Source organism: Sphingobium estronivorans, from assembly GCF_008692605.1.
GTDB lineage: Bacteria > Pseudomonadota > Alphaproteobacteria > Sphingomonadales > Sphingomonadaceae > Sphingobium > Sphingobium estronivorans.
In genome coordinates this window covers 1-25,642 of the sequence record NZ_LFCT01000028.1, presented here as the reverse complement: position 1 = coordinate 25,642, position 25,642 = coordinate 1, and the positions used below count along the sequence as shown (strand labels likewise).

Here is a 25,642-nt window from a genome sequence, read left to right as displayed (position 1 = left end):
GGAGCGACGGAATGGCGAACGACATCATCAGCAAGACCTATCGCGTTTCGGGCGACCATGACATCGTGGTCGCGGAAGCCGGCTCCGGCTCCGGCCCCGCCGTCGTGTTCATCCACGGCAGCGGTCCGGGCGCTTCGGGGCAGTCCAATTTCCGTCAGAATGTGCAGGCGTTCGTGGACGGCGGTTTCCGCGTCATTCTGCCGGATCTGATCGGTTATGGCGCTTCGTCGAAGCCGGAAGGCATCGACTATACGCTCGATCTGTTCACCGACACGCTTTATGAAGCGCTGGTCGCGCATGGCATTGAGAAGGCGACCCTGATCGGCAATTCGCTGGGTGGCGGCATCGCCCTCCAGATGGCGATGGATCATCCCGAATTTGTCGACCGGCTGATCCTGATGGCGCCCGGCTGCATCCATGAGCGGGAGGAATATTTCAAGATGCCGGGCATCGCCGGCATGGTGAGTTCCTTCGGCGGTCCGGATTTCAACGAAGAGGAACAGCGCCGCCTCATCGCCAACCTGGTATATGACCCGGTTCATGTCACCGATGCGCTGGTCAAGGAACGGTTCGCCGTTGCCCGGACCCAGCCCAAGGATGTGATCGTGCGGATGCGGACGCCCAATCTGGCACCGCGCCTGGGCGAACTCAAAATGCCGATCCTGCTGTTCTGGGGCTATAATGAACGCTTCATGCCGCTGGAAGGCATCGGCCTCTTCTTCGAAGCGTGCCCCGATGTGCGCTGCATGACCTTCAACAAGGTCGGCCATTGGGTGCAGGTGGAGCGGGCCGATGAATTCAACCGCCACTCGCTCGAATTCCTCCATGGCTGATACGCCTGTCTTGACGGCTTCCGAAGAGGATGTTGCCGCGGGTTTTCGGGGTGCCATGCGCCGTCTGGCGTCTGGCGTCGCGATCATCACGGCCAAGGGCGATGAAGGCGCGGTCGGCATGGCGGCGACCTCCATCACCTCTTTGACGGTGGAGCCGCCTGCCGTGCTGGTGTGCATCAACCAGTCGGCGGGCATCCACCCCCATCTTGCGCCCGGTTGCCCGATCAGCATCAACATCCTCTCACGTCACCAGCGAGACGTGTCGGCGGCGTTCGGCGGTGCCGTGCCCAGGGACAAGCGTTTCGAGGTCGGGCAGTGGGTGCCCGACCGGCACGACTTGCCCATGCTGGACGAAGCGCAGGCCAATCTGACCTGCACCATCGTCAGCATGACACCCTTCGGGACGCATAGTATCGTCATCGCAGGCGTGGAGGCGGTACGCCTCAGCGACGCGGTGAACCCTCTCATTTATCAGGATGGAGCCTATTTGTGAGCGACATCGCCGACCAAGGCCTGAACGACGCGCTGGCCGATGAACTCTATCGCGCGCTGCGCGAGGGGCGCACCGTTTCGCCGCTGATGGCGCGTCATCCCGAACTGACCATCGACGACGCCTATGCCATTTCGCTGGGGGCGCTGGAGCGGCGCAAGGCCGATGGGGAACGCGTCGTCGGCAAGAAGATCGGCGTCACCTCCAAGGCGGTGCAGGACATGCTGGGCGTGCACCAGCCCGATTTCGGCTTCCTCACCGACCGCATGTTCGTGGAAGGCGATATCGACATTGCTGCCAACGGCTTGATCCAGCCCCGTGCCGAGGCCGAGATCGGCTTCATCCTCAAGGACAGCCTGAAGGGTCCCGGCGTCACGGCGGAACAGGTCATCGCCGCCACGGAGGCGATCATTCCCTGTTTCGAGATTGTCGACAGCCGGATCCAGGACTGGAAAATCGGCATTGTCGATACCGTCGCGGACAACGCCTCCTGTGGCGTCTATGTGCTGGGCGAGGCCCGCGCAAATCCGCGCGACCACGACCTCCCCAATCTTCACGTCACGGTGACCAAGAACGGTCAGCCATTGTCCGAAGGCTATGGCCATGCGGTTCAGGGTTCGCCGGCGGAGGCAGTGGCGTGGCTCGCCAATACGCTGGGCGCCTATGGCGTCACGCTGGATGCGGGCGATGTGATATTGTCGGGCAGCCTGGTGCCGCTGGAACCTGCCAAGGCAGGGGATGTGTTTGAAATGCAACTGCATGGCGTGGGCGCCTGCACTGCCCGTTTCGTTTGAGGAGTTATTGATGACTGGCAAGGTCAAGGCAGCGATCATCGGTTCGGGCAATATCGGCACCGACCTGATGATCAAGATGATCAAATATCCGCAGAATATGGAATTGGTGGCCGTGGTCGGCATCGACGAAGCCTCCGAGGGCCTCGCCATGGCCCGCGAGCGCGGCGTGGCGACCACCCATGAGGGGCTGGAAGGCCTCCAGAAGATGGACGTCTATCCCGAGATCGGCATCGTTTTCGACGCGACCTCGGCCTATGCCCACAAGGTGCATGACGCCGCGCTGCGCGCCGACGGCAAGCAGGTGGTGGACCTCACCCCCGCCGCCATTGGTCCCTACACCATCCCGACCGTCAATGGCGAAGCCAATCTGGACGCCGGCAACGTCAACATGGTGACCTGCGGCGGTCAGGCGACGATCCCGATGGTCGCGGCCGTCAGCCAGGTCGCGATGGTACACTATGCGGAAATCGTCGCGTCGGTGTCGTCGCGTTCCGCCGGTCCGGGCACCCGCGCCAATATCGACGAGTTCACCCGCACCACCGCGGGCGCCATCGAAAAGGTCGGCGGCGCGGCGCAGGGCAAGGCGATCATCATCCTCAATCCCGCCGAACCGCCGATGATCATGCGCGACACGGTCTTCACCCTGTCCGAAGGCGCCGACGAGGAAACCATCCGCGCCTCGGTGGAAGCCATGGTCAAGAAGGTGCAGGCCTATGTTCCGGGCTATCGCCTGAAGCAGGAGGTGCAGTTCGAGCGCTTTGGTGATAATAATAAGCTGAAGATCCCCGGTCGCGGCGAGTTCACCGGCGTCAAGACGATGATCCTGCTCGAAGTCGAAGGGGCAGGCGATTACCTCCCCAGCTATTCGGGCAATCTCGACATCATGACCGCCGCCGCGAAGGCGACCGGCGAACTGCTGGCGCAGCGCATTGCGCAAGGAAAGAAGGTGACGGCATGACCGCGAAATTCAACGTGGAAGCGGGCGACAAGCTCTACATTCAGGATGTCACCCTGCGCGACGGCATGCACGCCATCCGTCACATGTATGGCATCGACCATGTGAAGGCGATCGCCAAGGCGCTCGACGATGCGGGTGTCGACGCGATCGAGGTGGCGCATGGCGACGGCCTCAACGGCGCGAGCTTCAACTATGGCTTCGGCGCGCACACGGACTGGGAATGGCTGGAGGCGGTCGCCTCGGTGCTGACCAAGTCGGTGCTCACCACGCTCATCCTGCCGGGCGTCGGCACGGTCGAGGAACTGCGCCGCGCCCATGACATCGGCGTGCGTTCGGTTCGCGTCGCGACCCACTGCACCGAAGCGGACGTGTCGAAACAGCATATCGGCATCGCCCGCGATCTCGGCATGGACGTGTCCGGCTTCCTGATGATGAGCCACATGATCGACGCCGAAAAGCTCGCTGAGCAGGCCTTGCTGATGGAAAGCTATGGCGCGCAATGCGTCTACGTGACCGACAGCGGCGGCGCGCTCGACATGGACGGGGTGAAGGCGCGGCTTGAGGCCTATGACCGCGTGCTGAAACCGGAAACCCAGCGCGGCATCCACGCCCATCACAATCTCTCGTTGGGCGTCGCCAACTCTATCGTTGCCGCCCAGTGCGGCGCGGTGCGCATCGACGCTTCGCTGACGGGCATGGGCGCGGGCGCGGGCAACGCGCCGCTCGAAGTGTTCATCGCGGCTGCCGACCGCAAGGGTTGGAACCATGGTTGTGACGTCAACGCGCTGATGGACGCGGCCGAGGATCTGGTTCGTCCGTTGCAGGACCGTCCGGTCCGCGTCGACCGCGAAACGCTCGCGCTGGGTTATGCAGGCGTCTATTCCAGCTTCCTGCGCCATGCGGAGAAGGCGGCGGAGACCTACGGACTCGACACCCGCACGATCCTGGTCGAACTCGGCCGCCGCAAGATGGTCGGCGGTCAGGAAGACATGATCGTGGACGTGGCCCTCGACATGCTGAAGGAGCGCGAGGCAGCCGCCTGACGGCCCGCCATGCGATTGTCGCTCGACCATATCAGCGTCACCGACACGACCCCGTCGCAGCTTGCGGACATCGCCGCCGCGACGGGGTGCACGGGCATATGCCCATTCCTCCATTCGATGGCGGTGCTGCCCGCCATGCCGGATTATGATCTCATCGCCGATCCTGCCGAACGCCGCGCGACCAAAGCGGCACTCGCGGCCAGTGGGGTGACGGTCGATCTGGTTTATCCGTTCACCATCGCGGGCCGCACCGTCGTCGCGGCCTTCGAACCCGCGCTGGAGGTCGCGGCGGAACTCGGCGCGCCGCTGGCCAATATTCTTTGCTATGACCGCGACCCGGCGCGCCTGGTCGAGAAGCTGGCCGAACTGGCCGATCTCGCCGCCGGTTACCGGATCGGTCTCGCGATCGAATTCTATCCGCCCTCGCAGATCCGTACCCTTGGCGATGCGCTGGCTCTCATTGGAGCCGTGGATCGCGAGGATGTGGGCGTCACGCTCGACCTGCTGCATATCATGCGCGGGGGCGATGTGGCGGGCACCATGCGCCACCTCGCCGATCCTCGCATTTGTTTCGCGCAGCTCAGCGATGGCCCGCTGGACATGGCGGCGGAACGGCTTGAATGGGAAGCGGGCCTGCAACGCCAGTTGCCGGGCGAGGGAAGCTTCGACATTGCTGCCTTGCTGTCTGCTCTTCGCCCCGGCCTGCCGTTCAGCGTGGAAGCGCCGCAGGAGGCGGCAAGGAAGGCGGGGGTGTCCCCATTGGAACGCGCCCGCCGCGCCGTGGCGGCGACTTTTGCTGTGATGACACATTGAAATGGGAGAGTTTAAATCTATGCGTGACCTGATCGATCCCTCGCTGCTGCCGGGCCTGGATTTCATGCCGACGCTGGACCTGACGGACGAAAGCCTGCCTGCGATCCGCGCGGGCATGGAGCAGATGTCGGCGGCCATGCCGGAGCCGGAAAATAGCGGCGTTGCGTGGCGGGAAGAAATTCTGCGTGCGCCCGGCGGACATGATGTACCTGTCCGGATCTATACGCCCGACAGCGCTGCCGGACTGTTGCCCGCGATCCTGCACATCCATGGCGGCGGCTATGTGGTGGGATCGATGCGAACCAATCATCTGGCGAACATCGAGCTGGCGACGGCTGCAACGGCGGTCATCGTCTCGGTCGACTATCGCCTCGCTCCCGAAGTTGTCGCGCCCGGTTCGGCTGAAGATTGCTACGTGGCGCTATCCTGGCTGCATGAAATGGCGGCGCAGCTTGGCGTCGATTCCAGCCGCATCGCCGTGCGCGGCGAAAGCGCGGGGGGCGGGCTCGCCGCGGCGCTCACGCTCCTTGCTCGCGATCGGGGCGGTCCGGCCATCGTGCACCAGAATCTCATCTATCCAATGCTGGACGACCGTACGTGCATCACGCGCCTGCCCGAGCATCTGGGCGCCTTCGTCTGGACGCCGCAGGCCAATGCCTTCGGCTGGCGTTCGCTGCTGGGCAAGGAGCCGGGCTCGGCCGATGTGTCGCATTATGCCGCGCCGGCCCGCGCTGACGATTTGACGGGCTTGCCGCCCGCCTTCATCTCGGTCGGTGCGCTCGATCTTTTTCTGGTCGAAGACATGGATTATGCCCGCCGGCTGATCGAAGCGGGCGTTGCGACGGAAATGCACGTCTATCCCAGCGCCTATCATGGCTTCGACGTTCTGCCGGACTCGCCGCTGGTCCGGCAGATGAAGCGCGATGCCGTCAGCGCTCTTCGCAAGGCGCTGCATCCCGGCGAGAACGCCTGATCGATTGCAGGGGACATTTCCATCGGGCGGAGCCCGTCCGTTCGATGGATTTGTCCTCGAGCGCGCTGCGTGAAATGGGGCGCGGGTCGCGCGCTCTCAGTTTGTGCTGTCGGATCCTTTTATGCGGAAAAGGTTTCCGCACGATGCTCCAGTTCAGCCCGTGCCCTTCCGCAGGCCGTGAAGGAACAGGACGGCGCTGGCCCTGGCATAGCTGTCCCGCTGCATTTCCGACGGCGTTTCGGGCGCGGTGAAGAAGCGCGCTGCGAAGGTCGCAAGCGCGTAGAAGGCATGAACGGCAGGGCGATTGGGCGGGGGTAATCCCTGTGCTGCCAGCAGGTCTCTCAGCGGCTGGCCCAGTCGGTCCACGCGGCCTTCATAGAAGAGCCGGGCAAGATCGGGGATGAGGTCCGCCTCCTCCACCAGAAGGCGGTGCATCGCGATATTGGCGGGCGCAAGATGGCGATCCAGCACTTGCCGCGCGAACGCGACGAGGGCGCTTTCCGCGTCCATCCCGGCTGGAAGCGGCTCGAAGGGTTCGCGGCTCGCTTCGTAAATGTCGCGCTGGACGATGTAGCGCAGCAGATGTTCCTTGTTGCCGAACTGGCGATAGACGGTGGCCTTGCTCACCTGCACTCCCGCAGCGGCCCGGTCGACATTGGCGCGGCGATAGCCCTGGTCCAGAAATTCGTTCGTCACGGCCTCGATCAATGCCGCGAATTTCTCGGCGGAGAGACGCAGCGCGACGACGCTTTCGCGGACGGGCGGTTCGATCTTTGCCGGCGGCAGGCCGTCTCCCCCCCCTTCCGTCATGGCGCGATAGCCGTTCAGGAAGAGGCGGACGGCATTTTCGGCGTCGCGTTCCCGCTTCGCCATGCCAGGTAATGCGGCGCCGAGAAAATAGCGGGCGCCGTCGACTGCAAGGCTGCCGAAGCGGATGGCCATGGCGAGCGGATTGCAGGACAGGATGATACCGCCCTGGATCAGATTTTCGAGATAATCGGCCAGGGGTTGGGCGCCGGCCAGCCGCTGCTCGTGCAATTCGGTTGCCAGTTCGGGAAAATATCTGGCGGCGGCGATATTGGCGCGGAACAGCCCGAAACCGACGGGGTCGGCAAAGGCGTCGGACAGGCGCAGGGCATATTTTTTCAGCGTGTCTTCCATCGGCGCGTCTTCGTCGATGGAGATCGTCCCGTGCCAGGCGATCTGGAGCTTGCTGCGCACGGCCGCCTCGAACAGCGCGACCTTGCTGGGAAACAGCTCATATATGCTCTGCTTGCTCATATGGGCGGCGGCAGCGATCCTGTCGACGCTCGTCCGCTCCAAGCCTTCGTTCAGAAAGACTTTGCTCGCCGCGTTTAAGATCTTGGTCCGATTGTCATGTTCGAAGGGCAGGGGTGGAGATGCACTCTTGACCATTCACGTCTACTTCACGTCAGGGTGCGGTAATGCCGATGGCCGATGAAAACATTCATCGGCCATCGTTATCAGCGCAAACCGCCCATCGGCAAGGTCCTCAAGGACGGGCGGTCGCGCAGTCATGTCAGGGCGCCTCGCCGGCCGCGCCGGCTTTGCCGACTGCAATGTCGACCTTGTCGATCTTGCCCGCGAAATGCCCGCCTGCCGGATAGTCGCTGGTGACCGGCGTATCGGCATCGAAACCGATGTCGAGCGTTTCGGTCAGTTCCGGCAATTTGCTGATGGTTCGGGCGATCCGTCCGCGTGCGACCTCATGGCCGTTCGCGCTGACGATCATCTCGCCACCAGCATTCACCCCGCCGTCGTAGCGGAAGTCGAAGACAAGCCGGTTCCGTCCCGCCGCGAGCGGCCGTTCCGCCGCCACCTGCGATTGATCGCCGGCCAGCTGCGACGCCGCCATCAGGGCGATCGGCCTGCCGTCCTTCACATAGAAGCTCCAGCCGCCGAACTTGCCGCCCAACGCGACCAACGCACCGGTTGCATGTTCCTGCGGCATGTCGACATCCGCGGTGATACGGAAGCTGCGCGCGAGCAGAGGGGCCGCCGTGACCGACGGAATGCTGATGTCCGATCCCCAATAGACATAGTTGGATCGGCTGGGGTGCTGGCTTGCCGCCGCCTGGAACCGGGCAAATGTCATCCGGTCGTCCAGGGGGAAGACCTGGTTGCGTTCCGCCTCCTGACGGAACAGAGCCTGCATTTCCGCGAGCTTGGCCGGCTGTTTCGCGGCCAGATCGTGCGCCTGCGAGAAGTCCTTGTTCAGGTCGTACAATTCCCACTTATACTGGTTGGGCTTGATCGATCCGTCGCCGCGCTTCCACGGCAGGTTGACCGGCGTGGTGCCGGCCAGCCAGCCTTGGTGGTAAATGCCCTGATTGCCCATCATTTCGAAATATTGGGTGTCGTGCCGTTCCGGGGCCTTGGGCGCGTCGAAACTATAGGCGAAGCTGACGCCGTCGATCCGCTGCTGCTTCACGCCATTGACGCTGTCGGGGGCCTTGATGCCGGCCGCCTCCAGGATCGTGGGCATAACATCGTTCACATGGGTGAATTGCGAACGGATGCCGCGCGCCTTGATATGGTCGGGCCAGGATACGACCATCCCGTTGCGCGTGCCGCCCAGATGCGACGCAAATTGCTTGAACCAGCGGAAAGGCGCGTCGCTCGCCCAGGCCCAGCCGTAGCCCCAATTGGGGACCGCATCGGGACCGCCCACCTTGTCGAGATTGGCGAGCAGCGTCTTTTCGTCTTCCTGCGTGCCATTGGCGAAAAGGGACATGGGGTTGGTGCTGCCATGTGTGCCCCCTTCCGCAGCCGCGCCATTGTCGCCTTCGATGAACATGATGAGCGTGTTGTTGCTCTCTCCCATCCGGTCGAGTTCATCGAGAACGCGACCGATCTGCGCGTCCTGATAGGAGAGCATGGCGGCGTAAACCTCCATGAAGCGGGCGTTGATCCGGCGTTGATCCGGAGTGAGGTCCTTCCATGCCGCGATGCCGTCGGGGCGGGCCGTGTTCTCGGCATTGGCGGGAATAACGCCGAGCCGCTTCTGGCGGGCGACGGTTTCCGCGCGCATGGCGTCCCAGCCCTTGTCGAACTGGCCCTTGAACTTCGCGATCCAGTCGGCCGGCGCTTGCAGCGGGGCGTGGGCGGAACCGGTCGCATAATAAAGGAAGAAGGGCTTGTCGGGCGCGGCGGCCTTCTGGTTATGGATCCAGTGGATCGCTTCGTCGGCCAGCGCCTTGTCGAGCACGCCGTCCTTCAGCGTCGGGATCGGGGTCGTGCCGCGATAGAGGCCGGGGGTGAACTGGTTGGTTTCCGCCGCCATGAAGCCGTAGAAATATTCGAAACCCAGTCCGGTCGGCCACAGGTCGAACGGCCCGGCGGGCGAGACATCCGCTTCCGGTGCATTGTGATGCTTGCCGACCATCGCGGTGTTATAGCCATTCTGGCGCAACACCTCCGCGATCGTCGCGGCGCTCTTCGGCATGACGTTGGTATAGCCGGGGAAGCCGGTCGTCAGATTGGCGACGATGCCGTTGCCGACGGCATGATGGTTGCGTCCGGTCAGCAGGGCGGCCCGGGTGGGCGAGCACATGGCCGTGGTATGGAAGCGGTTGTAGACCAGTCCGCGCGCCGCCAGCCGGTCGAGATTGGGGGTGGGGATCGGCCCGCCGAAGGTCGATGCCGCGCCGAAGCCGATATCGTCGGTCAGGATGACCATCACATTCGGGGCGCCCGCCGGCGCGGTGACGGGCTTGGGAAAGGCCGGGGTCGAATCGGCATAGGTTGCCCCGATCTTGCCTGCAAAGGGCTGGGGTGCGGGAGGAAGCGTCGTCTGCGCCGACACCGGCGCGGCGCCCCCGAGCATGAGTGCCAGAAATCCGGCCCCGCAATTCAGGGTCGATCGTTTACGCATTGCCTCTCACTCCTCTGGATGAGCCTGTCTTGTACCGGTGGGTTTCGTACAATGCAAGCACGCGCAACGGGAAAGCCCGGTTGGCCGATGACCGCTTCTCTCGCGCGCCGCGTTTCCGCGTCACCCTTGGGCGAGTAATGACCCGCGACATGGCGCGCGCCGTTCGCAGTATTTGAACCCCATCGCATCCTGCCAGCCGTTGGCGAAAGAGCCTTCTGGCGGCACTGTCCGGCATTTGCTTTCACCGCCGTGGGCAAGGCATTGCCTGTGATCGCGCGGCAAGGTCCGCCGAGCCTGGCTATTTCCCGGGCCAGAGGGCGAGGGTGGTTTCCACAAATTGCTCCAGCTTGTTTCGCGGCGTCCCCGCGCCCGCCTGCACGGCCATGCCCTGGATGATGGTGGAAAGGTAGGTAACCAGGGCCTGCGGATCGATGGTGGCCGGGAAATCGCCCTCAACGCGTGCGCGTTCGAACCGTTCGGCCAGCGCCGCGTCGGACGAAGCGCGGCGGGCGATGACCTCGTGGCGGATCGATTCGGCCTGAGCGGTGCAGGCGACCGTGCTGATGACGCCCAGGCAGCCATGGGGATCGGTCGTACCGGTTTGGATCGCCAGCGACCCGCGCAGCAGCCGTTCGGCAACGCTCTTGGCAGTGGGCGCGTCCAGCGCGGATTTCATGTAGCAGAGCTTGTCGCGCTCATAGAGGTCGAGCGCCTTGCGGAACAGCGATTCCTTGTTGCCGAAACAGGCGTAGAGGCTGGGCTTGGTGATCCCCATGGCCTCCGTCAGTTCGGCCATGGAGGCGCCCTCATAGCCACGGCGCCAGAAAACGGTCAGCGCAGCGCTCAGCGCTTCTTGGGGATCGAACTCCCTCGGGCGGCCCCTGGCTGTCTGCGTCTGCGATTTCATACCGATCGGTATGTAGTTGGCCTCCGCCCCGGCGTCCAGAGCCGGGTTCCATGGTGCGCGGCTTTGCCCTATCAGCGCGGGGAGAAAGAACCAAGCCTGTGCAGACCCGCCTTCTTCAATATTTCCTCGCGCTGGAGCGCGAAGGGCATTTCGCACGGGCGGCGGCGGCGTGCCATGTGTCGCAACCGACCCTGTCGGCGGGCATTTCGGCGCTGGAGGCGCAACTGGGCAAGCGGCTGATCCTGCGCAACCGGCGCTATGGCGGACTGACGGAGGAGGGGCGCGCGATCCTGCCCTGGGCACGGCAACTGGTCGCGGCGGCGGACAATCTGATGCAGGCGGCGGCGGTCGTCAAGGGGCCGTTGCGGGGCGAATTGCGGCTGGGCGCGATTCCGGCGGCGATGCCGGCCATCGGTTTTCTGGTGGAGGCGTTGCTGGAGCGGCATCCGGGGCTGAACATCTCCGTCCGGGCATTGACCTCGCGCCAGATCGAGCGGGAACTGGCGGCTTTTGAACTGGACGCGGGACTCACCTATCTCGATTTCGAGCCGCCCTCCCATGTGCTGGCGGTCCCGCTCTATGTCGAGCGCTACATGCTGGTGGCGGCGCACGGGGTGCTGGAGGAAGAGCGGGCGCTCGGCTGGGAGGATGTGGCGCGTCTGCCGCTTTGCCTCCTGCATCAGGGAATGCAGAACCGGCGGATATTGGACGCGCGGCTGGGCGGGCGCGAACTGGCGTTGCGGCCCGTGGTGACGGCGGACAGCTATGTCGCGCTGTTCGCGCTGGTGCGGCAAGGGCGACTCTGTTCGATCGTGCCGGATCGTCATGCGATGCTGTTGGAGGGGTTGGATTGGGTGCGGACCTTCGCTTTGCCCGATACGGATGAAGGTAGCCGGATCGGCGTGATCGTGTCGGATCGGGCGCCGCTAGGACCGCTGGCTCAGGCGGTGGCGGCCGTCGCCCGGGATATTGCCGGGCGCCTGGACGGCTGAAATCCGGCCGATCATGCTTGATAGAGGATTTCTATCAAGCATGATCGCCTTCGATTTGACGCGGGACGTTCCGGGGCGCAGCATGGCGCGCGGAAGAAGGCGTCGAAAGAATGAGAACGGATGCAGCAGGATAAGGTCGTCGAGGAAGCGACGCTGTTGATAGAGGATTGGGCGCGCGTGCATGGACGGACGCGCGACGGACTGCTGCCGCTGCTGCACTGGTTGCAGGAGGAAATAGGCTATGTCGATGATGCGGCGGTCCCGGTCATTGCCCGGGCGCTGAACCTCAGCCGGGCGGATGTGCATGGGGTCGTGACCTTCTATCATGATTTCCGGCGCGCGCCTGCGGGGCGGCATGTGGTGAAGCTGTGCCGCGCGGAAAGCTGTCAGGCGCGGGGCGGGACCGCGGTGGAGGCTACGGCGGTTGCGCGCTTGGGCGTCGCCATGGGTGAGACCCGGCGCGACGGGCAGGTGACGCTGGAACCGGTTTATTGTCTGGGGCTGTGCGCAATCGGGCCGAATGCGCTGGTCGACGGGCGGCCGGTGGCGCGGATCGACGCCGCTGCGCTGAACCGGATCGCGCAGGAGATTTCGGCATGACGCGGGCCTTTGTGAGCCGGGACATGGCCTCGGTCGCCCTGGGTGCGGACGAGGTGGCGCAAGCGTTCGAGGCAGCGGGATGCGAGGTGATCCGCACGGGCAGCCGGGGTCTCTTTTCCATCGAACCGCTGGTGGAGGTTGAAAAGGACGGCACGCGCGTTGCGTTCGGGCCGGTCGGACCGGGCGATGTCGCGGCGGTGCTGAATGGAAGCCATGCGGCGCGGCTGGGCGATGTGTCGGCCCTGCCTTTCTTCGCGGGGCAGCAGCGGTTCACCTTTGCGCGCTGCGGGGTGATCGATCCCCTCTGTCTGGAGGATTATGCCGCGCATGGCGGCTGGCGCGGGCTGGATGCGGCGCGGGCGATGGCGCCGCAGGCGGTGGTCGATGCGGTCAAGGCTTCCGGCTTGCGCGGGCGGGGCGGAGCGGGCTTCCCCACCGGAATCAAGTGGCAGACAGTGCTGGACGCAGTTTCGGACGCAAAATTCATCGTCTGCAATGCCGATGAAGGGGACAGCGGGACGTTTGCCGACCGGATGCTGATGGAGGGCGATCCCTTGTGCCTGATCGAGGGGATGGCGATCGCCGGACATGCGGTGGGCGCAGGCCATGGCTATGTCTATATTCGCAGCGAATATCCCTATGCCATCGCCACGATGCGGGAAGCGATCGCGCTGTCCGCCAAACGGATCGCACCCTTCACGCTGGAAGTGCGGATGGGCGCGGGCGCCTATGTCTGCGGCGAAGAGACGGCGTTGCTCGACAGCATCGAGGGGAAGCGGGGGCAAGTGCGCGCCAAGCCGCCTCTGCCAGCGCTGGCCGGGCTGTTCGGGCAACCGACGGTCATCAACAATGTGCTGAGCCTGGCGGCGGTTCCTTTCATATTGTCTGAGGGGGCAGAGGCTTATGCCGCGGTCGGTTTCGGGCGGTCGCGCGGTACCATGCCGGTGCAGCTTGCGGGCAATGTGAAGCATGGCGGTCTGTATGAGATCGGCTTCGGCATCACGCTCGGCGAACTGGTGAACGGCATCGGCGGCGGGACCGCGAGCGGAAGGCCGGTGCGGGCGGTGCAGGTTGGGGGGCCTTTAGGCGCATATTTTCCGCCCTCCATGTTCGATCTGCCTTTTGACTATGAGGCGTTTGCGCAGGCGGGCGGGCTGATCGGCCATGCCGGCATCACCCTGTTCGACGACAGCGTCGATATGGCGCATATGGCCCGCTTTGCGATGGAGTTCTGCTCGGTCGAAAGCTGCGGCAAATGCACGCCCTGCCGGATCGGATCGACGCGCGGGGTGGAGGTGATGGATCGGATCATCGCAGCGCGGGACACGCAGCCCGTGGCCGCCGAGCCTGTTGGCGGCGGACTGACGAAGGCGCTCTATTCGCGCGCTCCCGACCGGAACGACGGCGGGTTGGAAGCGCAAACGGCGCTGCTGCGCGATCTGTGCGACACGATGAAATATGGATCGCTCTGCGCGCTGGGCGGCTTTACGCCTTATCCGGTGTTGAGCGCGCTCGATCATTTTCCCGAGGATTTCGGGGCTCCCGCTCCGGTGAAGGAAGCTGCGGCATGACTTTTACGCGCGAAACCGATCATGGGACGCCGCCCGCCATTGCGACCGGCAAGAGCGTGACGCTCACCATCGATGGCGAGACGGTGACGATGCCAGAGGGAACGTCGATTATGCGGGCGGCTTCGCTGACCGGCTGTTCGATCCCAAAGCTATGCGCGACCGATACTGTCGAAAGCTTCGGTTCCTGCCGCCTGTGCCTGGTCGAGGTGGAGGGGCGTAACGGCTATCCCGCATCCTGCACCACGCCGATTGCCGAGGGCATGGTGGTGCGCACGCAAAGCGAGCGGCTGAAGCAGTTGCGGCGCGGGGTGATGGAACTCTATATTTCCGACCACCCGCTCGATTGTCTGACCTGCCCGGCCAATGGCGATTGCGAATTGCAGGATCAGGCTGGCGCGGTGGGGCTGCGTGAGGTTCGCTATGGCTATGACGGCGCCACCAATATGGGGCAGGCGAAGGACCAGTCGAACCCCTATTTCGACTTCGATCCGAGCAAATGTATCGTCTGTTCGCGCTGCGTGCGGGCTTGCGACGAAGTGCAGGGGACGTTCGCGCTGACCATCGAGGGACGGGGGTTCGACTCGAAGGTTGCGCCGTCCCAGGGCCAGGATTTCCTCTCGTCTGAATGCGTGTCCTGCGGCGCCTGCGTGCAGGCGTGTCCGACCGCGACGCTGACCGAGAAGAAGGTGGTGGAAATCGGCACGCCGGACCGGGCGGTCGTCACCACCTGCGCCTATTGCGGCGTCGGCTGCACCTTCCGCGCGGAGATGCGCGGCGAGGAGTTGGTGCGTATGGTGCCGTGGAAGGAAGGTAAGGCCAATCGCGGGCATAGTTGCGTCAAGGGCCGCTTCGCCTGGGGTTATGCGCAGCATCGTGACCGCATCCTCCATCCGATGATCCGTGCTTCGGTGGAGGAGCCATGGCGCGAGGTATCGTGGGAGGAGGCGATCGCCCATACCGCGAGCGAGTTCAGGCGCATCCAGGCCAGCTATGGCACGCGGAGCATCGGCGGGATCACATCCAGCCGATGCACCAATGAAGAAACCTTCCTTGTCCAGAAGCTGATCCGGCAGGGTTTCGGCAACAATAATGTCGATACCTGCGCGCGGGTCTGCCACTCGCCGACGGGCTATGGGTTGAAGACGACCTTCGGCACATCGGCGGGGACGCAGGATTTCGACAGCGTGATGCAGGCGGACGTCATTCTCGTCATCGGCGCCAATCCGACCGATGGGCATCCGGTTTTCGCCAGCCGGATGAAGAAGCGGCTGCGGCAGGGCGCCAAGCTGATCGTCATCGATCCGCGCCGGACCGATCTGGTGAAGTCGCCCCATGTCGAGGCGGCGCATCATCTGCCGCTGCGGCCGGGCACCAATGTCGCCATGCTGACGGCTTTGGCGCATGTCATCGTCACGGAAAATCTCTTCGACGAAACCTTCGTCCGGGAGCGCTGCGATTGGGATGAGTTCATGGACTGGGCTGCCTTTGTGGCCGAACCCAGCCGTTCGCCCGAGGCGGTCGAGCCACTGACCGGGGTCAAGGCGGAGGATGTGCGCGCGGCGGCGCGGCTCTATGCGACGGGCGGCAATGGCGCCATTTATTATGGCCTTGGCGTTACCGAGCATAGCCAGGGGTCCTCGACCGTGATGGCGATCGCCAATCTGGCCATGGCAACCGGCAATGTCGGACGCGAAGGCGTGGGCGTGAACCCGCTCAGAGGCCAGAATAATGTGCAGGGCGCCTGTGACATGGGCAGCTTCCCGCATGAATTTTCCGGCTATCGCCATGTGTCGGACGATGCCGTGCGCGCGCAGTTCGAGCAGGCCTGGGGCGTGGCTCTGGATGCCGAGCCGGGTCTGCGCATTCCCAATATGCTGGATGCCGCGACGGACGGGACGTTTAAGGGCATCTTCATTCAGGGCGAGGATATTCTCCAGTCCGATCCCAACACCCATCATGTCGCGGCAGGGCTGGCGGCGATGGAATGCGTCGTCGTGCAGGACCTGTTTCTGAACGAAACCGCCAATTACGCGCATGTCTTCCTGCCGGGATCGACTTTCCTGGAGAAGGACGGGACCTTCACCAATGCCGAACGGCGCATCCAACGCGTGCGCAAGGTGATGACGCCGCTGAATGGCTATGGTGATTGGGAGGTCGTGCAGCTTGTAGCGCAAGCCATGGGACTGAACTGGTCCTACAGCCACCCTTCGCAGATCATGGATGAGATCGCCGCGCTGACGCCGACCTTCGCCGGCGTGCATTATGACCGGCTGGAAGCGGAAGGATCGCTGCAATGGCCCGCCAACGCGGCCGCGCCCGATGGCACGCCGACCATGCATATCGACGGCTTCGTGCGGGGCAGGGGCAAGTTCGTCGTCACCGACTATGTGCCGACCGATGAAAAGACCGGCCCGCGATTCCCGCTGCTGCTGACCACAGGACGCATCCTCAGCCAATATAATGTCGGCGCGCAGACCCGTCGCACGGCGAATGAGGCCTGGCATCCCGAGGACCGGCTGGAAATGCATCCGTCCGATGCGGAGAACCGGGGGATCAAGGATGGCGACTGGGTGTCGCTCAAAAGCCGGGCCGGAGAGACCAGCCTGCGCGCGCTGATTACCGAGCGGGTGGCGCCCGGAGTGGTTTATACCACCTTCCACCACCCCGATACGCAGGCCAATGTCATTACCACCGACTATTCGGACTGGGCCACCAACTGCCCCGAATATAAGGTGACGGCCGTGCAGGTCATGCCATCCAACGGGCCGAGCGACTGGCAGCGCGACTATGCGAGCCAGGCACGGCACAGCAGGCGGATTGCGCCGCTGGAAGCGGCGGAATAGGATCGGGCGCATGAGCGATGAAAATCACGTCATGTCGACCGAGGACCGGCTGATCTACATGGCGAACCAGATTGCGCGCAATCTGGCCGCGCTGAGCGAGAAAGAGGCTGTCGCAATGGTGGCCGACCATATTCGCGACTTCTGGGACCCGGCGATGAAGCAGCGCATCTGTGCCCTGGCGGCGGCGCGGCCGGAGGCGCTGACGCCTGTTGCCGCGGCAGCTGTCGAGCGGGTCATGGCCCTTTGAGCGAGGCGCGGGCGCGACTGGGATCGACCTTTCCTTTCACGCAGGTCAGGCCGCACGGCAGCGCGTCGCCCGTGATGCGCGAACTGGCGGAGGAAGTGCCGGTCGCGGTTGAATTTAACGGTATCGGCTACGCGGTGCTGATGGCGACGCCCGCGGATGTGGAAGAGCTGGTGCTGGGCTTTGCGCTGGCGGAGCGGTTGATCGGGCGGGAGGATGCGCCTCTGGAGGTCGATGTCCATGCGACGGAGCAGGGCATTGTTGCGCGAGCGACCTTGCCGGAGGGGCGTACGGAGGCGTTGCTCAGCCGGGTGCGGCATCGCGCGTCGGAATCCTCCTGTGGGATTTGCGGGGTGGAGAATCTGGAGCAGGCTGTCCGCCCCTTGCCGCTCGTGACCCGGCGGCCGTCGCAGGCCGGCAAGGAAGCCATCTTCCGGGCGCTGGATCATCTCAGGGATTTTCAGCCGCTCAATGCGCGAACCGGGGCGGCGCATGTCGCGGCTTTGGTGGCTGCGGACGGAACGATCCGGCTGGCGCGGGAGGATGTCGGGCGGCACAATGCCTTCGACAAGCTGATCGGGGCGATGCGGCGCCAGGGGCTGGATTGGGATGGAGGCTTTGCCCTGCTGTCGTCGCGCTGTTCCTATGAACTGGTGGAGAAGGCAGTGTTGGCCGATTGCCCGCTGCTGGTGACGATCTCCGCGCCGACGCGGTTGGCGGCGGAGCGGGCAGCCGATGCCGGGCTGGCGCTGGCCGTGCTGGCGCGGGCCGACGCGATTCTGGTCGGAGTCGGGGCGTTGGAGGGCGCGGCGGGATAGTGCCTCCTGATCGTCTGGTGACGGAAGGCAGCGCGCTTCAGCGGGGAGACCGATTCGGCCTGCGACTCAATCCGTGTCGGACGGGATGTGCATGATGAGGCGATTGATGCGCAGATCGTTTTCCGCCGTGCAGGCGAAAAGCTCACAGATCCAATCCATCCAACGAGCCAGTATGCCCACGGCTCCTCTCCCTTATCGTTAAGCGGATATTAGCAGATGGCGCCGGGCAGAGGAAGGGGGGTCGGCGGCCCGGCAACCTCTTGCGGCCAGGGCCATCGGCCTCTATCAGCGGCGCTGCGACAGGTTCCCCGCACGGGGATGAAAAGGGAAGTCGGGTGAAGCCCGCGCTGCCCCTGCAACTGTGAGCGGCGAGCCATCCGGCCATCGCGCCATTGGGGTACAACGCCCCGAGAAGGCGGCCGGGAAGCATCGACCCGCGAGCCAGGAGACCTGCCTGACGCAGTCGTTCTTCGACCGGACAGGGTGTGCCGGCCGAACGGGGATTTCCCTCGCTGAGCGACAGCCATGGCCTTGCCGGTGCGACCGGGCGGGGGGATTTCCCCTGTCCGGCCTTCCCGGCGGGTTGTTTGCCGTCCGGTCGGAGGAGCGGGAATGACTGATGTGGGATGCCGGCGCTGATGTTGCGCGCCGTGGAAAAAGGGGCGTCGGTGGTCGTCTGTTCGACCTGCCGTTTGTCGGCGGACAGCCGGGACGATGGCGAGGGGCGGCGCGGCGGTGCTCTGCTGGCGGAGGCGATGCGCGCCGTCCGGGCGAGCGATCCGGCCTATGAGGCGGTGTCGGTACAGGACATGCCGTGCCTTTTCGCCTGTCAGCGGCATTGCACCGTGCATGTTCGGGGCGACGGCAAGGTTGGCTATGTGCTGGGGGACTTCACGCCCGGCGAGGAGGCGGCGCGGGCAATATTGGACTATGCGGTGCGACATGCGGCCAGCGAGGAGGGCGCGGTGCGCTATGCCGATTGGCCGCAGGGGGTGAAGGGGCATTTCATCGTCCGCACGCCGCCTGAAGGCTTTGTCTGCTCATGATCCGTTTTGACGACAGGGCGGCCTTTGCCGCGGCTTTGGCGCAGTTGCCGATGCCCGATGAGGCTGCGGTCAAGGCCGCAGCGGCGCGGCAGGGGGTGTTGACCAAGCCGCCGGGCTCGTTGGGACGGCTGGAGGATATTGCGCTGTTCATGGCCGGTTGGCAGGGACGGGAGCGGCCTCGGGCGGAGCGGATCCGGGCGGCCATCTTCGCGGGCAATCATGGCGTCGCGGCGCGGGGGGTGAGCGCCTTTCCGGCCGAAGTGACCGCTCAGATGGTGGCGAATTTCCGCAATGGCGGCGCGGCGATCAACGCGCTGGCGGGTGCATGTGGGGCGGAATTGTCGGTGGTGGCGCTCGATCTGGAGCGCGCGACCGGAGATATTTGCGTGGCACCCGCGATGAGCGAGGCAGAATGCCTGGAGGCGCTCAATGCCGGGGCGGCGGTGGTTGAACCGGGCATCGACCTGCTGCTGCTGGGCGAAATGGGGATTGCCAATACGACGCCGGCGGCGGCGCTCTGCGCGCAGCTTTTCGGCGAGGCGGCGGACCTGTGGGTGGGGCGCGGCACGGGCGTCGATGCGCACGGGCTGGCGCGCAAGGTGGAGGCGGTGACGCTGGCGCTGGCCTTGCACGGCGATGCCTGTGGCGATGCGTTCGAGGTCCTGCGGCGGCTGGGCGGACGGGAAATCGCGGCGATGGCGGGCGCTGTGCTGGCGGCCCGGATGATGCGCGTGCCCGTGATGCTGGACGGCTTTATCGGCTGCGCGGCGGTGGCGCCGCTGGCGCAGGCGGCTCCGGCGATCACCGGCCATTGTCTGGCGGCGCATATGTCTGCCGAAGCTGGCCACGGCCGGCTGCTGGAAATTCTGGGGCTGGAGCCGTTATTGCACCTCCGGATGCGGCTCGGCGAGGGGAGCGGCGCGGCGGTGGCGGCGCAGATCGTCCGGTCCGCGCTGGCGGCGCATGACGGCATGGCGACCTTTGCCGAGGCAGCGGTGGCGGGAGCGCTGTGAGCGCTTTCATGCTCCATCTCATGCGCCATGGTGTGCCGGAAGGCGCTGGCCGGTTGCTGGGGCATTGCGACGCGCCGCCTGAAGCGGCTGGGATCGCGGCCTGCGTCGAGCGGGCGCGGGCGCTGGATTTCGGTCGGGTGGTGACTTCGGACCTGTCGCGGGCGACGGCGCTAGGCGCAATCGTCGCGCGGGAGCGGGGCATCGCGCATGGCGTCGATGCACGCTGGCGGGAACTGCATTTCGGACGCTGGGAAGGCGCGGATCCAGCAGAGCTGCCGGGCGATGCGCTGGCGCGTTTCCGGGAAGATCCGAATGGCTTTCCGCCGCCGGACGGCGAACGGTGGATGGATTTGCTGGCGCGGGTCGGGGCGGCGCTGGCCGACCTGACCGAACCGGCGCTGGTGATCTGTCATGCTGGTGCGATGCGGGCGGCTTTGACGCATTTATGCGGCTTCGATTTGCGGCAGGGTTGGGCGGTCGACCTGCCCTATGGAGCCGTGCTCAGCCTGCGCGTCTGGCCGGGGGAGCCACTCTCCGCGCAGATTACAGGGCTGGCATCGTGAGGCGGCTGGTGCTGGCCTTGCAGCTGATGACGCGCCTGCCCCTGCCTCCGGTCGACGTCGATGAGCGGGACTTTGCCGCGGCGATCCGCTGGTTTCCCGCAGCGGGCGTGGCGGTGGGATTGGTCGTGGCGGGGGCGTGCGGCCTTGGCCTGCGGATCGATCCCTGGATGGGGGCCTTGTGCGGATTGGTGGCATGGGTCGCCGTGACGGGCGCGCTGCATCTGGACGGGCTGGGCGACATAGCCGATGCTGCGGGGGCGGCGCATGGCGACAGGCAACGGCTGTCGGCGGTGCTGGGCGATCCGCATATCGGCAGCTTCGGCGTTGTCGCCATTGCCCTGCAATTGCTGGCGAAGTTGGTGCTCCTGCGCGTCTGGCTGGAGGTTTTTCCGGTCTGGATGCTGGTTCCGCTGACGATGATGGCGCGGATCGGGCCGCTGGTCTGGACGCGCTGGCTGCCGCCGCTGCATGAGGGGCTGGCGAGCCGGTTCCGGGCGGGCTGGCGAGCCGGTCCTCTCCTCCTCTGGTCCGTCTTGAGCCTGCTGGCGAGCCTGTGGGTGCCGGGCCTGCTGACGGCGATTGTCCTCGTTCCGCTATGGGGATGGTGGCTGCGGTCGCGGATCGGCGGGATTTCGGGGGATGGCCATGGCGCAGGCATCGAATTGATGGAAAGCGGGATGCTGCTGGCCATGGTGGCGGCGCGATGAGCGGCTTCACCTGGCATGGCGGGCGTTTGAAGGAAGCGCAGGCGGCCTATGGCGGGGACGACTGGATCGACCTGTCGACCGGGATCAGTCCGCTGGTCTGGACAGGCGTTGAGGAGATCGCGCCCGATTGGCGGACCCTGCCGGAGCCGGACGATCTGGCGGCGCTCGAAGCAGCGGCGGCGGCGCATTTCGGGGTCCATCCGGATCATGTCTGCGCGATTCCGGGGAGCGAAATGGGATTGCGGCTGGTGGGCCCGATGCTCGCCATGCCGGGGCGCTGGCTGGTGCCGAGTTATCGGACGCATGGGGAGATTTTCGGGGAAGGCTGCCCAGTGGAGCATTGGGAGGGCGCGGCGGAACAGGTGGCGCTGCTGCTGGCCAATCCGAACAATCCCGATGGCCGCGTGATCCCGGCCGCCCGCCTCCGGCAATGGCTGGCGGCGCTGGAGCGGGCTGGGGGATGGCTGGTGATCGATGAAGCCTATGCCGATGCCGTGCCCTCATGCAGTCTGGCGAGCGACATCGGGGACGAGCGGCGGCTGGTCCTGTTGCGATCCTTCGGCAAGTTTTTCGGGCTGGCGGGGGTGCGGCTGGGCTTTCTGCTCGGCCCGCGCGGGGTGGTCGCGCAGGTCCGGCGGGCGATGGGGGAATGGCCGGTTTCGGCGGCTGCGATTGCCTTTGGGCGGGCGGCCTATCGCGATCGGCAATGGATCGAGAGGGCGGTCGGCCTCCTCAAGGCGCGGGCCGCGGCGCTGGATGCGGTGCTGGCGCGCCACGGGTTGGATGGGCGCGGGGATTGTCCGTTGTTCCGGCAAGTGGCCGTGCCGGACGGGTTCGTCCTGTTCGAACGGTTGGCGCGGCGCGCGATCCTGACGCGGCCTTTCGCGGAAAATCGTCACTGCCTGCGGCTGGGGCTGCCCGGCGATGAAGCCGCATTGGCGCGGCTTGACCGGGCGTTGGCGGATGGCTGAACCGGTGGCCTTTGCGGCGCTGGCGCTGGATGCGGCGCTGGGCTGGCCGGGCTGGCTCCATGCGCGGATCGGGCATCCGGTGGGGGCTTTCGCGCGGATCATCGGCGCGGCGGAGCGGCGATGGAATCGGACGGAAGGGAGCGGCATCGCGCGGCGTTGGGCGGGCATCGGCCTGCTGGCGATCCTGCTGGGCGTGGCCGGCGGCGCGGGTCTTGCGGTGGATGGGGCGATCCGGCGGTGGGCAGGGGACTGGGCGTGGGTCGGACTGGCGCTGGCGGCGTGGCCTGCCCTGGCGCAGCGCAGCCTTTACGCGCATGTGGTGCCGGTGGTGCGCGCGCTCGTGGCGGGAGACCTTGGCGCGGCTCGGCGGGCGGTGGGCTGGATCGTGGGGCGGGATACGGCGGAACTGGACGAGGCCGGGGTAGCCCGGGCCGGCATCGAGAGCCTGGCCGAAAGCTTTTGCGATGGCGTGGTGGCGCCGCTTTTCTGGCTGCTGCTGCTCGGGCTGCCGGGGGTCTGGGCCTATAAGGCGGTGAATACGGCGGACAGCCTGATCGGGCACAAGGAGGCGCCCTTTACCGATTTCGGCTGGGCGGCGGCGCGGTTTGACGATGGGATGAACTGGGTTCCGGCCCGGCTGGCGGGATTGTTGCTCTGCGTCGCGGGGGGCGGAGGCTGGGGCGTGCTGTGGCGGGATCACGGACGGCACGCATCGCCCAATGCCGGTTGGCCGGAGGCAGCCATGGCAGGGGCATTGGCAGTCAGGCTGGCCGGGCCGGTGCGATATGACGGGGTGTCGCATGACAAACCCTGGATCGGATCGGGCGGCGAGGCGGATGTTTGGGCGATGCGGGCCGGGCTGCGCGTCTATTTGCGGGCGTGCCTGATGCTGTGGGGCCTGGCGGCGTTGTGGGAGGGAAGCGGGTGAGGACATTGCTGGTTCTGGGAGGTGCGCGTTCGGGCAAGAGCGGCTATGCGCAGATGCGGTGCGAAGCGGTGTCGGGGCGGCTTGCCTATGTCGCGACGGCGCAGGCCTTCGACGCGGAGATGACCGAGCGCATCGCCCGTCACCGGGGGGAGCGCGGAACGCGCTGGCTGACCGTCGAGGCGCCGCTGGATCTCGCGGGCGCGATCCGCGACGCCGGGGGCCGTGCGCAGGCAGTGCTGGTGGATTGCCTGACCCTGTGGCTGTCCAATCTGATCCTGGCGGAGGCCGACGTCGAGGCGGCGCGATTCGAATTGATCGATGCCGTGGCCGCCTGCCCCGCGCCTGTCACGTTGGTGGCCAATGAAGTGGGTCTCAGCATCGTGCCGGACAATGCGCTGGCGCGGCGGTTCCGGGATGAGGCTGGATGGCTCAACCAGAAAATGGCGGCGATTTGTGAGGAGGTTGTGCTGGTGGCGGCGGGGCTGCCCCTGACGCTCAAGGTTTAATATTGCGCCACGATATGAATTTATTCGGCGGGGCAATGGGATTGAACGTTGCGGAAGAGCAATGTTTGAACGGAAACGCGACCTAGATGGGGGTATAAGAAAACTTCGTTGCGCGACAGGCCGGGTTGATATTTGGGATTGTGCGTCTTGTCTGGCCGCAGTGGAGGCAATAAGGCAAGCGCCGCGGAAAAGCTGTGGAGGGATTATGGAAAGCAGCCGGTCCATCGAGGGATCAGGGCACTGTCGACGTTTCCATCCATTAGGATCTGCTAATCGCGAAGGGTTGTTTTTTCCCATCATTGGGATGGTGAATCAGGGGGATTGCCGGTGAGTGCACTTAATCCGGACTATTTGTTCGTTTTCATTTTGGCGGGCTTTGTGGGTTTTCAGCTCATCAAGAAAGTGTCGCCGCTGTTGCATTCGCCGCTGATGTCGCTGACCAATGCGATCGCGGCGGTGGTGATCGTCGGCGCGATCACGATCACGGGTGAGGAAGGCGCGACGCCGCTCGCCAAGACACTGGGCTTCATCGCGGTCTTCTGCGCGACGGTGAACCTGGTGAGCGGTTTCATGATCACCGACCGCATGCTCAAGATGTTCAAGCCGCGGGGGAAGTAAGAGATGAACGCTTTTGTACCCTTTGCGGCGATTCTCTCGTCCTCGCTGTTCATCCTGGCGCTGATGTGGATGAGCCACCCTTCGACTGCCCGGCGCGGCGTGCGCGCGGGCGAGATCGGTATGATCGTCGCCATCATCGGCGCGCTCGTCCAGCATGAGGTGGTCGACTATAATCTCATCGTCATCGCGATGATCGCGGGCGCGGCTGTGGGTATCCCCATGGCGCTGCTAATGCCGATGACGGCCATTCCGCAGCGGACGGCGATCTCCCACGCCTTCGGCGCGCTGGCGGTCGGCCTGATCGGCGCGGCGGAATATTACAAGCATGCCCATGCCGAATATGCCGGCAGCTTCATCCTGTGGGCGCTGATGTTCGAGATGCTGCTGGGTTTCCTGACCTGTACGGCATCCGTCATCGCCTTCGCCAAGTTGCAGGAACTGATGGGCAGCCGTCCGGTCTCCTTCCCGGGCCAGCGCATCGTGAATGGCGCCGTTGCGCTCGGCGCCGTGGTGATCGGTGCGATGCTGGCGATCGATCCGACGCAGACCTGGCTGTTCCCGGCCTTTGTCGCGCTGACGCTGCTGTTCGGCATCCTGCTGGTGATCCCCATCGGCGGCGCCGACATGCCGACCGTGATCGCGCTGCTCAACAGCTATGCCGGTCTGGCCGCGTCCGCGATGGGCTTTGCGCTGGGCAACAAGCTGCTGATCGTGGCGGGCGCGCTGGACGGGGCCTCGGGCTTCATCCTGGCGGTCATCATGTGCAAGGCGATGAACCGCAGCTTCGCCAACGTCATGTTCGGCGGTTTCGGCGCGGTCGTGGCGGGCGCCGCGGGCGGCAAGGACGACCGGGTGGTGCGCTCGGCCTCGGCCGAGGAAGCGGCGATGCAGCTCGAAAATGCCGGCAGCGTCGTCATCATTCCGGGCTATGGCATGGCTGTGGCGCAGGCGCAGCACAAGGTCAGCGAACTCTATCAGGCGCTCACCAAGAAGGGCGTGGACGTCAAGTTCGCCATCCATCCAGTGGCAGGCCGCATGCCGGGGCACATGAACGTTCTGCTGGCCGAAGCGAACGTGCCCTATGAGCAATTGGTCGAACTGGACGACATCAACCCTGAACTGCCGCAGGCGGACGTGGCGCTGATCATCGGCGCGAACGACACGATCAACCCGTCGGCACGCGACGATCCGCAGAGCGCGATTGCGGGTATGCCGATCATCGAGGCGGATCGCGCCAAGTCGGTGTTCGTCATCAAGCGGTCGATGAATGCGGGCTTCGCCGGGATCGACAATCCGATCTATTACAACAGCAACACCCAGATGCTGTTCGGCGACGCCAAGGACATGGTCGGCTCCATCGCCAAGGAACTGGCGGGCGGCGGCAGCGGATTGCACTGATCCGCTGAAGATCAGGATGAAAAAGAAGGAAGCCTGCCCCTTGGGGCGGGCTTCTTTTTTTTCAGTTTTTGTCGTCTTTCGACCAGAAGCGGGCATCCAGATCATCCGGCATCACCGT

General features: G+C 65.2%; 25 protein-coding genes and 1 riboswitch. Of the genes, 22 read left to right on the top strand and 3 right to left on the bottom strand.

Features of this window, described 5'->3' with window-relative positions:
* Window positions 1–11 precede the first annotated feature (11 nt).
* The 7 genes from F7P65_RS18140 to F7P65_RS18110 all read left to right on the top strand — a co-directional run bounded on the left by F7P65_RS18140 (window position 12) and on the right by F7P65_RS18110 (window position 5,904).
* Entirely contained in the window at window positions 12–833 is an 822-nt protein-coding gene (locus F7P65_RS18140; protein WP_150294228.1) for an alpha/beta fold hydrolase, read from the top strand.
* On the top strand, window positions 826–1,326 hold the full coding sequence (locus F7P65_RS18135) for a flavin reductase family protein (protein ID WP_162854702.1): 501 nt from the start codon (window positions 826–828) through the stop codon (window positions 1,324–1,326). The genes F7P65_RS18140 and F7P65_RS18135 overlap by 8 nt, the downstream gene beginning before the upstream one ends.
* 86 nt (window positions 1,327–1,412) lie before the next feature.
* The gene (locus tag F7P65_RS18130) at window positions 1,413–2,117 is read left to right on the top strand and encodes a fumarylacetoacetate hydrolase family protein (RefSeq protein WP_150294328.1); all 705 of its coding nucleotides are present in this window, start codon (window positions 1,413–1,415) and stop codon (window positions 2,115–2,117) included.
* A 10-nt stretch (window positions 2,118–2,127) separates the two neighbouring features.
* Entirely contained in the window at window positions 2,128–3,075 is a 948-nt protein-coding gene (locus F7P65_RS18125) for an acetaldehyde dehydrogenase (acetylating) (protein ID WP_150294224.1), read from the top strand.
* Window positions 3,072–4,118 (top strand): 4-hydroxy-2-oxovalerate aldolase, encoded by a 1,047-nt coding sequence (gene dmpG / locus F7P65_RS18120; RefSeq protein WP_150294222.1) that lies wholly within the window; start codon window positions 3,072–3,074, stop codon window positions 4,116–4,118. The genes F7P65_RS18125 and dmpG overlap by 4 nt, the downstream gene beginning before the upstream one ends.
* Window positions 4,119–4,127: 9 nt before the next feature.
* Window positions 4,128–4,931 carry a sugar phosphate isomerase/epimerase family protein gene (locus F7P65_RS18115; protein ID WP_150294220.1) on the top strand — a complete coding sequence of 268 codons (804 nt, stop codon included), beginning with the start codon at window positions 4,128–4,130 and terminating at the stop codon, window positions 4,929–4,931.
* Window positions 4,932–4,950: 19 nt separating this feature from the next.
* Window positions 4,951–5,904, top strand: coding sequence for an alpha/beta hydrolase (locus F7P65_RS18110; protein ID WP_150294218.1), 954 nt, complete (start codon window positions 4,951–4,953; stop codon window positions 5,902–5,904).
* 153 nt (window positions 5,905–6,057) lie between these two features.
* Here F7P65_RS18110 and F7P65_RS18105 read toward each other — a convergent pair whose 3' ends face one another.
* The 3 genes from F7P65_RS18105 to F7P65_RS18095 all read right to left on the bottom strand — a co-directional run bounded on the left by F7P65_RS18105 (window position 6,058) and on the right by F7P65_RS18095 (window position 10,706).
* Window positions 6,058–7,320, bottom strand: coding sequence for a TetR/AcrR family transcriptional regulator (locus F7P65_RS18105; protein ID WP_150294216.1), 1,263 nt, complete (start codon window positions 7,318–7,320; stop codon window positions 6,058–6,060).
* A gap of 124 nt (window positions 7,321–7,444) precedes the next feature.
* Window positions 7,445–9,799: an arylsulfatase gene (locus F7P65_RS18100; RefSeq protein WP_150294214.1), complete on the bottom strand. Its 2,355-nt coding sequence runs from the start codon at window positions 9,797–9,799 to the stop codon at window positions 7,445–7,447.
* A 298-nt stretch (window positions 9,800–10,097) separates the two neighbouring features.
* Window positions 10,098–10,706: a TetR/AcrR family transcriptional regulator gene (locus tag F7P65_RS18095; protein WP_150294212.1), complete on the bottom strand. Its 609-nt coding sequence runs from the start codon at window positions 10,704–10,706 to the stop codon at window positions 10,098–10,100.
* Window positions 10,707–10,804: 98 nt separating this feature from the next.
* Here F7P65_RS18095 and F7P65_RS18090 point away from each other — a divergent pair, with 98 nt between their 5' ends.
* From F7P65_RS18090 to F7P65_RS18020, 15 genes are all read left to right on the top strand, one after another.
* Window positions 10,805–11,698 (top strand): LysR family transcriptional regulator, encoded by an 894-nt coding sequence (locus tag F7P65_RS18090; RefSeq protein ID WP_150294210.1) that lies wholly within the window; start codon window positions 10,805–10,807, stop codon window positions 11,696–11,698.
* Window positions 11,699–11,818: 120 nt separating this feature from the next.
* On the top strand, window positions 11,819–12,298 hold the full coding sequence (locus F7P65_RS18085) for a formate dehydrogenase subunit gamma (protein WP_150294208.1): 480 nt from the start codon (window positions 11,819–11,821) through the stop codon (window positions 12,296–12,298).
* On the top strand, window positions 12,295–13,869 hold the full coding sequence (locus tag F7P65_RS18080) for an NADH-ubiquinone oxidoreductase-F iron-sulfur binding region domain-containing protein (protein WP_150294206.1): 1,575 nt from the start codon (window positions 12,295–12,297) through the stop codon (window positions 13,867–13,869). The genes F7P65_RS18085 and F7P65_RS18080 overlap by 4 nt, the downstream gene beginning before the upstream one ends.
* Window positions 13,866–16,712 (top strand): formate dehydrogenase subunit alpha, encoded by a 2,847-nt coding sequence (gene fdhF / locus F7P65_RS18075; RefSeq protein WP_150294204.1) that lies wholly within the window; start codon window positions 13,866–13,868, stop codon window positions 16,710–16,712. Before F7P65_RS18080 ends, fdhF begins: the two co-directional genes overlap by 4 nt.
* 10 nt (window positions 16,713–16,722) lie before the next feature.
* A complete protein-coding gene (locus F7P65_RS18070) occupies window positions 16,723–16,959 on the top strand; it encodes a formate dehydrogenase subunit delta (RefSeq protein ID WP_150294202.1) in 237 nt (78 codons plus the stop codon).
* Between the two features lie 74 nt (window positions 16,960–17,033).
* Window positions 17,034–17,774, top strand: a complete 741-nt coding sequence (fdhD, locus tag F7P65_RS18065) for a formate dehydrogenase accessory sulfurtransferase FdhD (RefSeq protein ID WP_150294326.1) — start codon at window positions 17,034–17,036, stop codon at window positions 17,772–17,774.
* A gap of 284 nt (window positions 17,775–18,058) precedes the next feature.
* Window positions 18,059–18,246, top strand: a riboswitch (cobalamin riboswitch).
* Between the two features lie 166 nt (window positions 18,247–18,412).
* Entirely contained in the window at window positions 18,413–18,820 is a 408-nt protein-coding gene (locus F7P65_RS18060; RefSeq protein ID WP_150294323.1) for a DUF1636 domain-containing protein, read from the top strand.
* Window positions 18,817–19,833 (top strand): nicotinate-nucleotide--dimethylbenzimidazole phosphoribosyltransferase, encoded by a 1,017-nt coding sequence (cobT, locus tag F7P65_RS18055; RefSeq protein WP_150294200.1) that lies wholly within the window; start codon window positions 18,817–18,819, stop codon window positions 19,831–19,833. The genes F7P65_RS18060 and cobT overlap by 4 nt, the downstream gene beginning before the upstream one ends.
* A complete protein-coding gene (locus tag F7P65_RS18050; RefSeq protein WP_150294198.1) occupies window positions 19,830–20,396 on the top strand; it encodes a histidine phosphatase family protein in 567 nt (188 codons plus the stop codon). Before cobT ends, F7P65_RS18050 begins: the two co-directional genes overlap by 4 nt.
* Window positions 20,393–21,103 carry an adenosylcobinamide-GDP ribazoletransferase gene (locus F7P65_RS18045; RefSeq protein ID WP_150294196.1) on the top strand — a complete coding sequence of 237 codons (711 nt, stop codon included), beginning with the start codon at window positions 20,393–20,395 and terminating at the stop codon, window positions 21,101–21,103. The genes F7P65_RS18050 and F7P65_RS18045 overlap by 4 nt, the downstream gene beginning before the upstream one ends.
* Window positions 21,100–22,074 carry an aminotransferase class I/II-fold pyridoxal phosphate-dependent enzyme gene (locus F7P65_RS18040; protein WP_150294193.1) on the top strand — a complete coding sequence of 325 codons (975 nt, stop codon included), beginning with the start codon at window positions 21,100–21,102 and terminating at the stop codon, window positions 22,072–22,074. The genes F7P65_RS18045 and F7P65_RS18040 overlap by 4 nt, the downstream gene beginning before the upstream one ends.
* Window positions 22,067–23,002 (top strand): adenosylcobinamide-phosphate synthase CbiB, encoded by a 936-nt coding sequence (cbiB, locus tag F7P65_RS18035; protein WP_150294191.1) that lies wholly within the window; start codon window positions 22,067–22,069, stop codon window positions 23,000–23,002. The genes F7P65_RS18040 and cbiB overlap by 8 nt, the downstream gene beginning before the upstream one ends.
* On the top strand, window positions 22,999–23,508 hold the full coding sequence (cobU, locus tag F7P65_RS18030; protein WP_275897567.1) for a bifunctional adenosylcobinamide kinase/adenosylcobinamide-phosphate guanylyltransferase: 510 nt from the start codon (window positions 22,999–23,001) through the stop codon (window positions 23,506–23,508). Before cbiB ends, cobU begins: the two co-directional genes overlap by 4 nt.
* A 327-nt stretch (window positions 23,509–23,835) precedes the next feature.
* The gene (locus F7P65_RS18025) at window positions 23,836–24,126 is read left to right on the top strand and encodes an NAD(P) transhydrogenase subunit alpha part 2 (protein ID WP_150294189.1); all 291 of its coding nucleotides are present in this window, start codon (window positions 23,836–23,838) and stop codon (window positions 24,124–24,126) included.
* A gap of 3 nt (window positions 24,127–24,129) precedes the next feature.
* A complete protein-coding gene (locus F7P65_RS18020) occupies window positions 24,130–25,524 on the top strand; it encodes an NAD(P)(+) transhydrogenase (Re/Si-specific) subunit beta (protein ID WP_150294187.1) in 1,395 nt (464 codons plus the stop codon).
* Window positions 25,525–25,642 lie beyond the last annotated feature (118 nt).